Genomic DNA, 15,339 nt, shown 5'->3' with positions numbered 1-15,339 from the left:
GACGGGCATAAGCTAAAATTTTGACTCTGTTTCAGAGCGAATTAGTTCGAGTCAAACCGAGACTCAACCCGTTCGGAAGATTTTCAATCGCAATAAGTGCTAGATTGTCAGTAATGATCCTATCGTCATTTAGCAGAACAAACGAAGGCACCCAGAGAGTTGCTTCTTTGTCGAACTCATAGACTATTTGACGGCTTACCTTTCCTTGAGCTTTGAGCCGCGAAATTAATCGGGCTGCTTGAGCCCCCGCACCAGCTAAAGCATCCATGGCCTCATGAAGTTTTTTCTCATCTTTCCCCCTGAACAGAAATGAAACCTGACAACATTCTGATATGAATGGAAATCGAGTATAGGATTCCGTCTGTCGGCCATTCGACTGAGTAATTTCCGGAGCCACGCATGAATTTCAGCGTAGGAAGCTTTACCTGCCTCAGAAGCAACCGCAGTCACAAAGGGATTCCAAACAATTAGTACGTAGGGGAGCCCAATCCTAATCAGGTCTATGAATGAGTCGGCTGCATTGTGGGACAGTTGAGAGCGCTCGACTATGATAGGCGAGTCAATCGTCACCTCATCCACCCAATCGTCAGCCACCTCTCTTGCATCCGTCGCAATTTCGATCCACACATCATCAGGCAAACTCGGAAGTTCCAAAGGTGACGGAGCGGGCGTACTAATATCCACACCCAGGTCAAGAAAATTCAAAACCTCGCCACCTGCATAGTATCCAATGACTGCGACGACAAATTTTCTGCCTTCCCTGCTTTCAAATAGTGCGCCTTCTAGTAGTTGCCCCTTTGGCCGACCAGGATCATGATTCTCAAGAAGAGTAAAAGGTTCGCTGTTTATTTTAGTAACTAGTCTTACTGGATCGACAGCAACTAATAGCTGACCATTTTCATCGCACTCATCCGTCCAAATAACGGCGCGGACAATTTTTCCGAATTTCCCTCCTTGGTATCGCTGCTCAGCCTCTGCTGTCCACTTGAGTGCAGCAGGTGTTTCTCGGATAAAATCAGACATGGATTTCTCGCTTCCTGATGTAATGCACAAAAAGGCAATATAGGCTATTTCATCATCGATCACCTCTTCGCGGTCTTCGCTGGGCGTCTGCTTTGGGTCGTTAGCGGTCAGAGGTGACTGGCCGCTGTCGCCATTAGACGCCCTTGACGGAAGGTTACTAGCGGCCAATTGCAGGCCGAATTGCAGCCGAGAAGCAACTTCCCAAGCCAGAATGGTTCATGATCCGCCAGAGAATCTCCTTTCAACCTGGTCCTGCTCACGTCCCCAATTTTTCCAGCCTCGGAGTTCTTCAGCGTATCGCTGAGAATCAACAACACGCGGCCGCAGCTCGGCAATGTCGGCTGTATCAACCGAAAAGACGTATTGATCTGCGTGCTGGACGATCATGCGCCGAATCGTCTGAGCAAGTCTCCTGTCAACGACAGATCCGCGTACAGCGGGCCGCTGGCCTACAGTGCAGTGCAGGAGGTGCTTTGGACTGATGGGCAACAGAAGGTCTGCTTTATCAGACTTCCACCCGGTCCCGAACTTATAGCTTCCATCGTCGCACACCCCAACACGGATTAATGGGTTGTCCGAGGTAGGCCAAGTCATGCCTGGAGGAGCATGAAGAACCGTCCACCCTTTGGGCTCAATCTTTTGGATGGTTTCTGTCAACAGCATACGCATTTGCCAAAGCCATGTGCGCCTTCCAACAACCGCCTCGGCTTTGAGAGTATGCGTCCCATCGGGCTCCGGGATAGATGTAAGCCTAAAAGGACAATCATCAAATGATGAAGGTTTGAGGGCTTTTGGATTGCTCTCCAAAGGAGTGCCGTGAACAGCCGCGTTCCTAAGACGAGTAATGCTCCGTTCGATGGTTTGATCAATCATTTCAGGGAGCATTCTTTGCAGGCGCTCTAGAAATTGCCGCATGTGAGCAGGAGTGCGAAGATCCTGGCACAACGCAAAGCTAATCAGCCTCCTCCAGTCGTCTCTGGAGAGCCGCTGCTCTTGGACTACGCGCTGAATTGCCTCAGCAGCAGGAGACTCAAACTCCGAATCTAGCCAGCGCTCAAACTCATCAGTGACCTTGTCACCTTGGGTGTATGTGTAGAGATGCTGATGGAAAGCTATCCCTTTGATGGGGTGCGCCTTCCATAGGGGGACCTTCTGGTGCGGTACCAGCAGACGGTAAGAAAGTATCTTTCCATCTTGAGCCCAGTTTTTTAGATAGAGCTTGGGGATAAAATGGTTGTCGCGACGTAGCTCGCTCACCTCTGCCTCCATAAAAAAAGTGAAGCGTCACCCTATTCAACCAACGCACGTACTTGTTGAGCCATCTCATTGGCGTTATCAAATACACATACTGAAATGCCTAAATAGTGCTCAAGATGCAGGGTGAGCGTCTGCTCGCCCACCATCAGATCCCAGTAGCGCTGATCCAGCCCATCAATTTTTTTCTTCCAGTAACCGCCTAGGAAACGCTCAAGCCACTGAGCCACGCTCTCGAAAAGCTTCCAGTCAGCGTGTTCTGATATTTCTATGATCGCCATGCGTCATCTCACCAAGCGAACGCAAATTGTCGTGTTTCTTGCGAGCGTCAGCAATGGGTCGAAAGCTGCCGGTCGGGATGACCGCTTTCGACCCACAGCGGACGTTCAGCAGTGGGCAGACGTCCATTCAACATCGATAGCGCTAGGCGGGACATCTGGTCTCTATTACGCATCTATCCACAGCACCACTCAAACGTCCGGCCCTGTCCTATGAGTAATAAAAACGACGCTCTGCGAATCATGACGTAGACCTCACAGCCTGGTGTTTGAAACGGTCAAGCACAGGGGCGGCGCATCTGCACTATAGCGCCTTCTCGTCAGCCTGCTACTTGTAAGTTTAAGTTTTCAGAAACGACACGATTACGGCCTAGAGACTTGGCTCGGTAAAGAAGTTGATCTGCCTTTTCAAAGGTGGCCGTCACTGGCTCACCCGTTCTCCAGAGGGCGACGCCTAGCGATATTGTTATATGGCCAACAGTTTCGAACTGCGCCGATGCTACGACTGCTCGCAGTCTTTCCGCAACATTTGTCGCAACAGAGGCTGGGCTATTTGGGAGTAATAACACAAATTCTTCGCCCCCTACTCGACAGACCAAATCATCTGGTCGCGAAGCTTGTTTCATCAGCCGGGCCACCTCGAGTAAAGTTTCATCACCAACCCCGTGGCCATAAGTATCGTTGACGGCTTTGAAGTGATCTATGTCTACTGAGATGACTGCGAATGACTTGAGGGTTTCTTGCCATAAACCTATCGCTTCATCCATTCCCCTGCGATTCGTCAGGCCGGTCAAGGGGTCGCTTTGAGCTTGGAGATTAAGCCTGCCAATCTTCTCCTGAAGGAGATTGGCTGCTAAGAGCAATGCACGGCGAATCTGCCAGCTTTCAATATAATCGGCTGGTATCGCAATGATGCGTTCGTAGCACTCCGGTGCGTCCAGGCGCTTGGCGTTCTCGGCCAAGCGGGAAAGGGGTACAGAAATTTTCCGCCCAATCCACCAGACCATTAGGAGGCCAAACAGACCGAGTGGCGCAACACCTTTTGCGACTTTCTTCGCGGTGCTCTCCAAGCTCGCCTGTATACTGGCGAGCGGCTGCTGGGATACTACCCCCCAGTGGCTGCTAGGGATTGTGGCGTATCCGGCCAGCACTTCATTCCCACTTTCATTGATCGCCTGCATCGATCCGTTGGTGTGATCGAGCGCGGCATCAACAAGACGGTTAGCCACCAAGACCTCTCCAATTTTTTTCGGGTCAGGGTGGAACAGTATTCGGCGCTGGCTATCAACGAGAAAAATATAAGCACCATCTTCGCGTACGTTCAGGTCCATCAGCGCTTGGATAGTATTCTTTTGCTCGAGTCTGAGGCTTCCGCCCACCATACCGAGATATTGCTTGTTGCGGTTGAAAACGGGGTGTGAAACGAACACTACCAGATGATCAGTCAATGATTGGAAGGCATCACTGATCATAGGCTCCCGCTTGGATAGAGGTAATCGATTTTGCAGCAGTTGCCCGTCCAGGCGCATGCTGCGCGGAGCGGACGCGATGACTTTTCCTTCGGCATCTGCGATGAGCACCGAGTTGAAGCTACGGTCCTGGTTCAGAAGGCGATGCGCTTCTTTTGTTAAAGCGCTTTGGTCGGAGAAATTTTCTCCAATCGAGGTAGCTGCGTAACGCAAGCGATCGAGGTCGGACGTTAAAACCCCCTCCAGGCTATCTGCGATCCGAGAGGCGTAGGCTTCGTTGGTTTGAAGTGCGTTTTCAACCAGTTCAGCTCTTTGAGTCGTGAGCATGACCCAGAATGTGTTAGCTAACGTTGAGAAAGCCGCGATGAGCACGAACGCCAGGAGGAGGATGCGTAGGTTGAGCTTGGGGCATGGCCGAGTAGGCATTGGGTGTGTCCGGATGCTGAAGGCATGCGGTTTGGTGAAGCGGCGTCGCCATTGGGCTAAACACGCTTTCCTTGCGTCTGATGGCGTATCCGGTAGGGCCCCTACGTCAAACCACAGAAGGTTTCGATCCTATGATCTCACGTTTTTTCATCGGCCACCATTCTGACATCATTGGTGGTATGCGGCTGGTGCTGCCAAACATTCGCCAGATGCGCTGCTTCTCTACTTGTAATTTATGTCAACGAACAGATTGGGAGCTACTACGGGGCCACCCAGAAGGTGAATGAGAGTGTTAAGAGGACTTGGACAATAACCTCGACAAAATCTTCAGACCTGCAAGGCGCTTTGAAAGCGACTGTAACGGTCCGACATTCGCCAGCGGCACTTGATGATCCGCGCGGCGCAACCCATTTCGTAAGAGCGCCTGCTTTCCGATACTTCTTCCCAGACTGCTGTGACCGGCACACTATAGCGTGCAGTCATAGCCAGAATTGGCTTACGATGGAGACTCCTAGGCAGGCCCCTGAACACCGCCGACTCCATGCTCAGCGGACGCTGCCTCCCGTGCATCAGGTAATGAATAAGCTTTGAGGCGGCGGCACTGAAGGAAGAACGGCGTCCACCACAACCTCTCGCTCGGCGAGTCAGCCAACCGTATAACTGATCGCTGCATAATAGGCCTTCGCGTAACTCGACACCTTATCGGCACTTTCCAACCCATTGATGATCTTGCGCGCTTGCACCCAATCCTCTCTGGTTTTATTGAAGAAATCAGCGAGCTTGACTGAGGTGAACAGACCGTTTCGCATACCCACGAACATGATTTTCAAGGCTGTATCTACCTCCATCGCCTGGTCTGGGTCAGCGGTGAGATCGACTTTGATAGCCTTGCCAAGCCTTTCATAATTTGACTTGTGGGTGATCTGAACGAACCCTCTTCCAAACCACGACTTACCCGCCGCGTCAGGATTCCAATAGGGTGTTTTCACCCACGCCAACTTGCCGGCTATCCAAGCTTTTTCGAGCCGTTTGATGGCATCTGCGTCGGTGGGCGCAAAGGTTTCTCGCACCGGCTGCATCGTTCGGCCGGTCTCATGGTGAGCAGTGCCCAGCATGTAGGCGAGCCAACGATCATCGTCTTTGGGTGATTCCGCCTCCCATTTGTCGAGAATCGCAACGATCCCTTCAAGTTGATGTTGGCGAATAGAACCTTCAAACAGTGCGCCCCGGATATGCTCGAAGAAAAAATCTCTGTTAATACTCATCATCGCTCCTACGCAGGTGCTGTACCCGCATAACGTTTCTGCGCGCTTCAACCTCCTTTGTTGGTAGGTGGCAGCCAGACTTCGATGACACCTTTCACTGCCGTCATCGCACTGGATAACGGCAGCACGTTCCATTCAGGGTTTGAATCAGGAGGCTGTAGGGCCAAGGCGCATTGCAACGAGGCCTGATCATGGTAGATAACAGTGGGTACCGAATAAGGTTTTGGTGGACGACGCCCTGCCCTTCGTGCGGTATCCCAGACGTCTTCCACAGGCGGCACCGACGCCTTCAATGCGTGCCAGGGGGCGCGCAGCAATCGCGCATCGTCGCGTAGCTCCGGCCCGTAGATTTGCAAGTAGATCGTTTGGCCCTTGCAAACGGCAGCCTGCTGACCAGAGCCCTGAAGCGCCGTCGTTTCACCCGTCGCAGCGCGTGCCGCTGCGCTCACCATTCCCCCAGCATGTGCTTGCGGGAGACTATCTGAAACAGGCGCGGACGACGCCATCTCAAGGGATTGCGTCGCATCCGAATCTTGTCCAGGGGGCCAGCAATTAGCCACTTGAGAGGTCGCTGACGCATAGTCGCGAGTCCAGTACATGGGGAAGCACACCGTGCGCGGAAGCGCTTGCAAGCAGGGCGAGATCTTGTCGTCATCAAGCAGCGCTTCACAGGAAGCGTGAAGTGTTCCCGACGCCAGGCAAGCTTTCTTGGTCTTGGTGACCATCAGCCCCATTAGGCTGGAATGCCTGAAGGCCGCCACGTTATGCGGGTTGCAGGAAGCATCGCCGACGCGAAGCAGCGCTGTCGCCATTTGCCCTAGCGTGCTGTCCGGTGGTGCCGGGGCGGCCGGGACAGTGGTGGGTAGCGTGCCAAAGATATCGGACAGTTCCTTGAGCACTGCAGGCTCGATGCGCGATGCTTGCAGTCGATGATCCAGTTCGCTGTTGAACGCTTGCCAACCTGCCAAGCCGATGGAGGCGAACGCGCCCAGGCTGATCGATGCCGAGACTGCGCCCGTGGATGCAATGCGCGAAGACAAGCGTTTGGCCGAAAAATGCAGGGATTGCTTGCCGGCTGAATCCTTGACCAGGATTGCGCCGTCATCGTCGACGAAGTAAGTCGTGGCGAACCCGTGCACGTCTGCCAGTTGTTGCAAGCGGATGTTGCTGCCCAGCGTTTGCCCAAGCTGGAAGTAACTTTCCCACTGAGACTCGCTGAACAGCTGGTCAGTCGTAGGTTCCTGGGGAAACAGCGGGTTGTCGGCCTTGAAGTTGACGAGGTCGACAGGCGTTCCGTTGCACATGTTCGGCTTCACGATGAGCATATGACCGACGCGCTTACTGTGTCGGTAATTGATCCGGGCGATGGCAAGACACGCCTCGCTTTCGGATGAGGCCAATTCGTTGAGCGACCCAAACGCAATGGGGAGGTTGGCATCAGGTTTTTTCGGGCGCAGGAAGGTGATGTCCGCTTGCAGGTCAATGCGTGCCTTGCGTACCAGGTTCTCCAGGTCGCCGAAGGCATAACGGGGGTCCGCCCCGCAGTCGGCGACGACAATCAACTCACATTCCTCGCGCAACAGCGCATAAGCGCCCGTATTTTCGAAGTGGCCACCGTCACTGAGAAACCAGTCACGCTTGCTGTCGCCTTCGAAACGGCCGCGTAACTCGCTCAAGAACTGGCTGTATTTGCCAACCGTCTTCTTCGCCTCCTTGGCATCACTTGCAAGGTTGATACTGTCCCACCAGTAACCGAGGCGAATACCTGACATCATCAGCAGCGCCGATACGCCTGAGCGCGTCGAAGCCCCCAGGCCCGGTGCAACGGCTGCGCCGGAAATCGCCATCCAGGACCCAAGGCTCAAGGCTGCGTCTTTCGCGCAGCGGTACCACTTGTTGCGGGCGACAGACACCTGTGCATTGGGCCCCACAGTCAGCAAGAGCCCCTTGCGGTCCCTGTTGAACAGCCCGCCTTTGGGGTCATGTGTTTGATTGACGCACACATTGATCAAATGCACCGGCCCGCCGCTGAGATGGGGTTGATAGTCACTCATCGGGATATCGTCACCGGCCCGCACCTCGGTGACATCCGTCAGTGAGCGCTGATCGTCTACCGCTGAAAGGCAACTCGCGGAGCCATCTGCCGGCACCTTGAAACGTTGCGAATTGGCCGCGCCCAGGTAACTGCGCACCAGGCGCGCGCGATAAAAGGTATAGAGCGAAGATCGATTGAGAAATTCGCGGTTGCGTGAAGAGACAGCAACCAGTAACAGCGGCGGGATGACCAGCCAGCCGAGCCACTGCCATGCCGAATCGAACAGCAGCGCCGATGGCCTTTGCGAGAACAGCACGCCCGAGGTCGCGCGGTGGACAACGCTCATCCAGAAAACAACGACCAAGCCCAGCACCAACAGGCCGACAATGTTCATGACGCCCATGACCACACGGCGTGTTCCCGGTATCAGGCTCTTGGGCAAGTCTGCGATTTTGGGAAGTGCCGCTCTTAGCGCCACGGTGGCAAGGGCCAGGACGACACCGAGGGTACCTTGGGAGGCTGCATCGAAGTTGCCGAGCGACCAAGCAAGGTAATCCCCTACGCCGACCAGCAGTACCAGCAGTGCAAGGCGAAGCACCAGCGAAAGCAGTGCCGTCAGCCGGTTGCGTGCCCAGTCCAGATCCTTGTTGCGCCTCAGGCAAAGCGCGATCGCCAGCAAGATGCCGAAGAACCAGGCCGCGCACAGCGCAACCACTACGGCAACCAACTCACCGGGCAACGCCAGCCCACCTGTCAGTTTGGGAATCGGTGTGTCGTCGAGCATATCGGTGGCGTGGCGCACAAGGATGAGCGCCCCCAGCACGGCAAGAATTGCCGTCAAGCCGCGCTGAATGCCGATCGGCTGTTCCTTGCACGTCGGCAAGGCCCAATAGGCGCATGACAGCAACGAGCTGATCCACGCCAGCGGTATCAATAACATCCACACCGTGGGCCACTGGGATGCCAATGCGAGTAGCGCGTTGACATCCCAGCCAGGCTGCCAACAATTACCTTGTGTGAATATGCAATCCGCCCACTGCCAGACGGCCAGGTCGATGCCCACCAGCACACCACCCAGCAACAGCGAGAGAAAGGCGAGTTCAACATGCACGGCAAGCAGATTGCGACCGAAGTTGGCGGCCGCAAAAAGCATGTCTTTCATGCCTCTGGGTATCAGGTAGCGGCCGTTGGCCCTGAGCCATGCGGCGAACCAGCGCGTATCGGCCTCGCCAAGCGCTTTCTCTACCGCAAGCGGGTCTGGTTTTGGTTCTCGTTGCGCATCTTGGAACAACTTGCCAACTGTCGAACCGATATAGCCGCCACCCGAAACCGTCGACAGCAGATCGAACCGATGGAACATCCGGCTCCTGGCGAGTGCTTTTATCAACCCAAAGCAGAAAGTCGCACTGCGCACGCCGCCACCGGAAAGCGCCAAACCCCAAGGCCGAGTGGAAAGCGTTGCCCTAACCTCCTCGGGCAGCGCTTGACGTCGATCAGAATAGTGTTTGGCTATCGTCGGGGCCACTCGGGGCCCATTCGCGTCAGTTGACATGGCGTCATACCTCCAGCGTGATCAAGTTCATGGCTTCTCTGCACCATTACCTCGGCTCAGGCATAGACGGGTATGCCTTCCTGAACGCGCCTCCTCAGTTCAGCCAACATGTTCCGTTCGCTCCCCGTCGCCCAGGTTGGCCTGAGTTGAAAATGCGGTTGGTCGACAATGGTTTTCCAATTCCCGCCCCACTCCAGCCCGAGTTCCTCGCCCAGCACACCCACGGCTTTGTACTTGGCCGAATCGCTCAAATACTTACTGCCTTCAAAAACCCCAATATCGAAGGCAATGGCGAAGTTGTGGTTGGAGTAACCACCTTTAGCATTCGTGACTATGTCGCCAGGGGTCGTGCGACCTTGGGCATAGAGCTTGTCCTGTTCGGCATAGGTCCTGAATCCATTGATAATCTTTATTTGAATGCCCGCCAGGGCTGCTTTCTGGACGAGGGCGCGGGCATAAGGCTGAACTTCCACCAGTAAGGTCGCGATGTTCTTTTCGCTGCGCGTATCGACGGTGGCTATGGCGGTTGGCATGGCGTCGGTGACAGCCTTGGCAGGTGTCGAGCCCACGATAGCGGTGTAGATAGCGCCCCAGGTTTGCGGCCCGGCACGGCCGTCTACGTCGATCGCCAAGGTACGCTGAACCGCGCGAATCATGTCTTCAATAGTCATGAGCGGTGCTCCTGAGCAACGTCAAGAGGGACATCCCTTGCATAACTCAGGCGCGCTACGAACTTGCGTTAACAAGCGCGCAGAACACGTGCGTTGATCCTTGATGGCGCACACCGGTCAACGGATTCTTACTGCCCGATGTCACTGCTGGATAATGGTCGAAGGCGTGGCCATTGGGCTACCCGCGCAGGGTAGCTATCTAAAGTTCTAGTTCCCATTACTTAATTTTGCCAGATGCTCAGCTATTTATTGTTGAGGGGCGCCGTGCGATGCGTCCATGACCATTTCATGCCAGGCCATGCCACCGTGGTCGGAGGGCGACGGCCGTACATACGGATAGCCGATACCGCGCCACGCTACATCGGATCATCTAGCGGAGCCCAGTAGAACTGGAACATATGACCGTGGTCATCCATTGCTGATGAGCCCAGCGCTCTAGCAGGCGTCGCCCCGCTCGACAAAGATGAAATGACCATATCTGATTTTGATGTTCCGCATTTCAGTATGCCTAGGTCTATCTCAGCCATAGCGTCATCGATACCTGACTCCTCCGTCAGCTCACGCAAGGCAGCCTCGCGGGTTGTTTCTCCGTTTTCGAAGGTGCCTTTCATTAACTGGGTGTGTGCCAAGGGGTACCGAAACAGGAGAAGCCTAACCGGCAGCGAAGACGATAGGACTACAGGGCAGGCTTTGTTAGGAAGCATTGCACACTCCATATGCAGCTCAGTGAGCTGGTCATGATAGGCCTTCAGTTGTGCTAATACCCGCAACTCAGTGCATGGCACGGAACTATGACAGACAAGACGTTCGCGAACTGCTAGCTGAACGCTGTTTTCTCCAGCGTCTGCTTTGGGTCCAGGCTGTGTGAAAACGCAAATAAGTACGTCGAGTAGCGAAAGATGCTGGCCCCCCCTGTAAATTCAGCAGATGCAAGTGCAGATCTACCTCAGTCGGGCGCCAGGCGCGACATGTGCTATCTGGGCCGCGGCGGCGGCCCAGATAGCCGAATACGGACGCATAAAACGCTTGGACTCATGTCCTGATCGCTTCAATCAGCCCAGCGATGCCAACGATGCTCATCATTCGTTTGAGATTGTAAGCAAGTACGTGAAGGCTCATCTCGGTGCTTACCCTCGGTAGGGTTTTGGTCAGGAAGTGAGTGCTTCCCATCCAGTATTTGAGCGTTCCGAAGGGATGCTCCACCGTCTGCCGGCGAACCTTCATCTTTCCTGGGTCATGTTCCAATCGGATCTGCACCGCTTCGACTACCGTTTCATGCTCCCAGCGCTTCAACCGGCGTTCCTTACCCGTCGTACACTGCTTCTGCATGGAGCAACTTTGGCAGCCAGAGAACCCGTAGGAGTGCAGCAACATGCCGTCCTCGATCGAAGAGTGCCTGCGGGTCAGTAGCCGACCCGCAGGGCATCGGTATTCATCCGATGCAGCAAGGTAGATGAAGTCCTGCTTACCGAATCGGCCTTGCGCTTTGCTGCTTGATGTCAGCGGCTTCGGGACAAAAGTGGTGATCCCGGCCTGCTCGCAAGCAAGGATTTCCGGACCTTTGTAATAGCCTCGGTCGGCTACCACTGTCAGCGACTCAGCGCCGATCTCTTCGTCGGCCACTCGTGGCCATTGAGCGTGCATCAGGATCGGTAAGAGAGATTTGCTGATCTGGGCTGGCGTGAAGCTGCGCTTCAATGTCCTTGAGCTTCGTCATCTGCTGTTTCAGCTTTTCTATTTTTTCGCTCAGCCGTTCAGCCTTGGCCTCGGCGACCTCGGGCGCTGCCCGATCCGCCGAATCCATTGCCGCAAGATAGCGGTCAATGCTCTGCTCGATCTGCTGCATGCGCGCCTTGATCTTGCCCTGTGTGAAGTTGCGATCGCGGTTATTCACGGCTTTGAATTTGCTGCCGTCAATGGCGATGATCGACTGGGTGAAGAGATTGAGGTTGCGGCAAAGCACTACGAATTGCCGGCAGACGCTGCGAATGGCTTTACCGTTGTCTCGGCGAAAGTCGGCAATCGTTTTGAAGTTTGCGCTATGCCTCACGCTCAAGCCGGCGGCTGCTGAACCCGGTTGAGATAGCCGTAGATGTAGATTTTCAGCAGCACTTCTGGATAGTACGCCGGACGACCCGTTGCCGCAGGATCGACCCCCTCGAAACCGAGTGTCCCAAAGTCAAGTTCATCGACAAAAACATCGACTACCCGAACTGGGTTTTCTTCGGGTTGCGAGGATCGGTCAGCGGTGTAGCAGGACTACGTCCTGAATACCAAGGCTTAGCCAAATGGGGCCGAATGCAATCAATCAGTGATCATGACTAAATGTTAAATAGCTGACCAACGCTTCAGTGGCTATGGTCATGAGGCGCAACAGCAGGACCAACGCCGTATTCCTCGTCCGTAACCTTTTCCAACCATTCAACGTTTTTGCCATTCAACGCTTCTTGCACCGCAATGTGAGTCATTGAGGTGGTAGCGGTTGCGCCGTGCCAGTGTTTGTGGCCGGGCGGGCACCAGATGACGTCGCCTGCACGAATCTCGACGATGGGCTCGCCTTCGCACTGTGTCCAGCCGCAGCCGGCGGTGACGATCAGGGTCTGTCCGAGCGGGTGGGTGTGCCAGGCCGTGCGTGCTCCGGGCTCGAAGGTGACACTGGCAACGGACACTCGGGCCGGTTCCGGCGGGAAGTTCAGGGGGTCGATTCTCACAGTTCCGGTGAACCACTCCTCCGGGCCTTTGATAGAGGGCTGCAAACCTGGGCGTTTGAGTTCCATGACTTTTCCTTTCGTTTCGATGTTGGGTTTGAGGTGTGCATGCAGCGGTGACCTGGGTCAGGGCCGCTGCAATGCCGACGGATATTAGCGATGTCCGCCATCAGGTTTGATCAGGCAGCGCGTACGCCACGATGTAGTCTCCTTTTTGCGTAGTGGCGGAGTTGCCGCCCGCGCTGATGAGCACGAATTGCCTGCCGGTCTTGGGCGAGACGTAGGTCATTGGCGTCGCCTCGGCGCCGACCGGCAAACGTCCTTTCCAGAGTTCTTTGCCCGTGCGCACATTGAAGGCACGAAGGTAGAAGTCCTGGGTACCGGCCATGAACACCAATCCCGTCGAGGTCGTGATCGGGCCACCCCGAGTAGGCATACCGATTGGCATCGGCAAATGGGTTGCGATACCCAACGGACCGGTTTGCTCGGTCGTACCCAAGGGCATTGACCAAGCGATCTTGCGCGTCGCCAGATCGATGGCGGTGAGGGTGCCGTAAGGCGGTTCCTGACACGGGATGCCCAGCGGCGAGAGGAATCGGCCCTGCTCGATACCCCATGGGGTGCCCGCCTGCGGCGCGTTGCCTTCATGGCCACCGCCACTTAGGGTGTTCTCATCGTAGGCGGCGCGTGGAATCATGCGATTCCAGATGGCAACGCGGGTGTCGTTGACGATCATGTAGCCAAGGTTTTCAGCGATGGAAACCGAACCCCAGTTCATGCCTCCCAACCAGCTCGGATACTGAATCGTCAGACGCTCGCTCGGAGGCGTGAATTCACCCTCATAGCGCGCCTTGCGAAAATCGATTCGGCATATCAACTGATCCAGCGGCGTGAGACCCCACATGCGTTTTTCACTGAGCGGCTCGGTGCCAATGGACGGCATGCCCACGGAGTAAGGCTGCGTCGGCTCCGTGTGGTCGTCTGCCACGCCGCCCTGTGGAACCGGTCGTTCCTCGACCTGCGCTATCGGGGTGCCGGTGCGACGGTCAAGCATGAAAATCTGGCCGCGCTTGGTGGTCTGGATCAGCGCCGGGAGCATGCTGCCATGGCCATCCGGAACGTCGTAAAGCGCCGGTTGCGAAGGTACATCGTAGTCCCACAGATCATGATGAACGGTCTGGAAACGCCAGCGTTCGCGGCCGGTCGCAATGTCCAGCGCGACGATGGAAGATGAATAGCGATCATCGGCTTCGGTGCGATGGCCGCCCCAAAAATCCGGCGTCGCGTTGCCGGTGGGCAGGTAGATCAAACCCAGCGCATCGTCGAAGGCGGGTGTGGACCAGACATTAGGGGTGCCAGGGGTGTAGGTTTGACCTTCTGGCGGCTCACGTGTAATCGCCGGATTACCCAGATCCCAGGCCCAAGCGAGTTGCCCGGTTTGCGCATTGAACGCGCGGACTACGCCAGACGGTTCGCCGGTTTTCTGGTTGTCCCACACCAGCCCGCCGACAACGATCAGATCACGAACCACTGTGGGTGCCGCAGTCGGAAAATACAGATCCTGATCTTGGTCCCCCATGCCAATGCGCAAACTCACGCTGCCATGGTCGCCAAAATCAGTGCAGGCCTGCCCGGTCTGCGCATCCACTGCGACCAGTCGTGCATCGACGGTGGTGGCGATGATCCGTCGTGTACAGGCTTGTGGGCCAGCAGCCGTGGCAGAGGCGGCTTGCTCAGGTGTCGCGTCGTAGTAACCCACGCCGCGACAGCGCGGGTAGGTGTTGTTGGCTTTCACCTTGGGATCGTGATGCCAGATTTCTTTACCCGTGTCGGCGTCCAGCGCGAACAACTGACTGGACTGGGTGCAGCCGTAGACCATGCCATTGACATGAAGCGGCGTTACGACATGGCCTTGGCTGCCTGCGGGAATTTCGCCTGTCCGGTAGGTCCACGCCACCTTCAGACCCGATACGTTCTGCGGTGTGATCTGGTCGACCACAGCATGGCGTGTGCCCGAAGGTGTGTGGCCGAAATAGCGCCAGTCGGTCGCAGGCTCCACCGTGCCGACCGCGTGGCCCGGTACAGGTGTGGGCATCCCTTCCGCCGTCTGAATGGGCTGTGGTTGTAGCGCCGTGTAAAAGGTTAGGCCCAGCCCAACCGCCACTACGGCCGCCGCCAGGTATGCCAGCGGTACCGAGACGGGACGGGCGCAAGTGCGAAGATGCGGAGTCGCCAGCAGTACGAGAACCGCCGCCACACCCAACGTGAACAGCCGGGAAAAAAGTGGCCAGAATGCCAGACCCACATCCCACACCGACCAGACGACAGATGCCGCGAACACCAGCAGATACACCACCGCACCCGGTAACCGCTGCCGTATCAGAAACAGGCCGCTAACCAACAGTCCCGCTCCTGCCAACGCGAAATACCACGACCCGCCCAGCACGACGAGATACCCGCCACCCACAAGCAGCGCCAAGCCAACGAGTAAGACGACGATACCGAGGATGATCAGCAGTGCAGCAGTTAACCTGGAAGTGCTCGATGACGGCATGGATCTGGGCTCCTTTCAGATGATGTTCAGGCAAAGCCTGACCATGACTTCAACAAGGTTGAAATCTGAAGTCTGGGGTTTTGTCGTGAGGCGTCAGGTGTATG

The 15,339-nt window shown here is 55.9% G+C and carries 10 protein-coding genes and 1 pseudogene; all 11 read right to left on the bottom strand.

Annotation, left to right across the window (positions count from 1 at the left end; all coding sequences use genetic code 11):
* Window positions 1–255 precede the first annotated feature (255 nt).
* The 11 genes and pseudogenes from V6093_RS03160 to V6093_RS03110 all read right to left on the bottom strand — a co-directional run bounded on the left by V6093_RS03160 (window position 256) and on the right by V6093_RS03110 (window position 15,235).
* Window positions 256–1,086: a hypothetical protein gene (locus V6093_RS03160; protein WP_265978825.1), complete on the bottom strand. Its 831-nt coding sequence runs from the start codon at window positions 1,084–1,086 to the stop codon at window positions 256–258.
* Between the two features lie 153 nt (window positions 1,087–1,239).
* Window positions 1,240–2,280: a DUF4238 domain-containing protein gene (locus V6093_RS03155; RefSeq protein WP_265978827.1), complete on the bottom strand. Its 1,041-nt coding sequence runs from the start codon at window positions 2,278–2,280 to the stop codon at window positions 1,240–1,242.
* Window positions 2,281–2,312: 32 nt separating this feature from the next.
* Window positions 2,313–2,558, bottom strand: a complete 246-nt coding sequence (locus tag V6093_RS03150) for a hypothetical protein (RefSeq protein WP_265978829.1) — start codon at window positions 2,556–2,558, stop codon at window positions 2,313–2,315.
* A 317-nt stretch (window positions 2,559–2,875) separates the two neighbouring features.
* Entirely contained in the window at window positions 2,876–4,450 is a 1,575-nt protein-coding gene (locus tag V6093_RS03145; protein WP_265978831.1) for a diguanylate cyclase, read from the bottom strand.
* A 644-nt stretch (window positions 4,451–5,094) separates the two neighbouring features.
* Window positions 5,095–5,715, bottom strand: coding sequence for a glycoside hydrolase family 19 protein (locus V6093_RS03140; RefSeq protein WP_080756800.1), 621 nt, complete (start codon window positions 5,713–5,715; stop codon window positions 5,095–5,097).
* A 47-nt stretch (window positions 5,716–5,762) separates the two neighbouring features.
* Complete coding sequence (locus V6093_RS03135; RefSeq protein ID WP_406669697.1) at window positions 5,763–9,110, bottom strand: hypothetical protein; 3,348 nt, start codon at window positions 9,108–9,110, stop codon at window positions 5,763–5,765.
* 248 nt (window positions 9,111–9,358) lie between these two features.
* On the bottom strand, window positions 9,359–9,973 hold the full coding sequence (locus tag V6093_RS03130) for a M15 family metallopeptidase (RefSeq protein ID WP_047604904.1): 615 nt from the start codon (window positions 9,971–9,973) through the stop codon (window positions 9,359–9,361).
* Between the two features lie 356 nt (window positions 9,974–10,329).
* The gene (locus tag V6093_RS03125) at window positions 10,330–10,677 is read right to left on the bottom strand and encodes an NUDIX domain-containing protein (protein WP_080756801.1); all 348 of its coding nucleotides are present in this window, start codon (window positions 10,675–10,677) and stop codon (window positions 10,330–10,332) included.
* 328 nt (window positions 10,678–11,005) lie between these two features.
* Window positions 11,006–12,199, bottom strand: a pseudogene (locus tag V6093_RS03120) (transposase); the annotation flags it as partial.
* 122 nt (window positions 12,200–12,321) lie between these two features.
* Window positions 12,322–12,750 (bottom strand): cupin domain-containing protein, encoded by a 429-nt coding sequence (locus tag V6093_RS03115; protein ID WP_265978835.1) that lies wholly within the window; start codon window positions 12,748–12,750, stop codon window positions 12,322–12,324.
* Window positions 12,751–12,850: 100 nt separating this feature from the next.
* On the bottom strand, window positions 12,851–15,235 hold the full coding sequence (locus V6093_RS03110) for a membrane-bound PQQ-dependent dehydrogenase, glucose/quinate/shikimate family (RefSeq protein ID WP_052196263.1): 2,385 nt from the start codon (window positions 15,233–15,235) through the stop codon (window positions 12,851–12,853).
* Window positions 15,236–15,339: the final 104 nt, after the last annotated feature.

The organism is Pseudomonas putida group bacterium ESBL64, from assembly GCF_045277175.1.
GTDB lineage: Bacteria > Pseudomonadota > Gammaproteobacteria > Pseudomonadales > Pseudomonadaceae > Aquipseudomonas > Aquipseudomonas alloputida.
The sequence above is the reverse complement of the archived record's forward strand: the minus strand, read 5'-3'. Positions and strand labels throughout refer to the sequence as shown.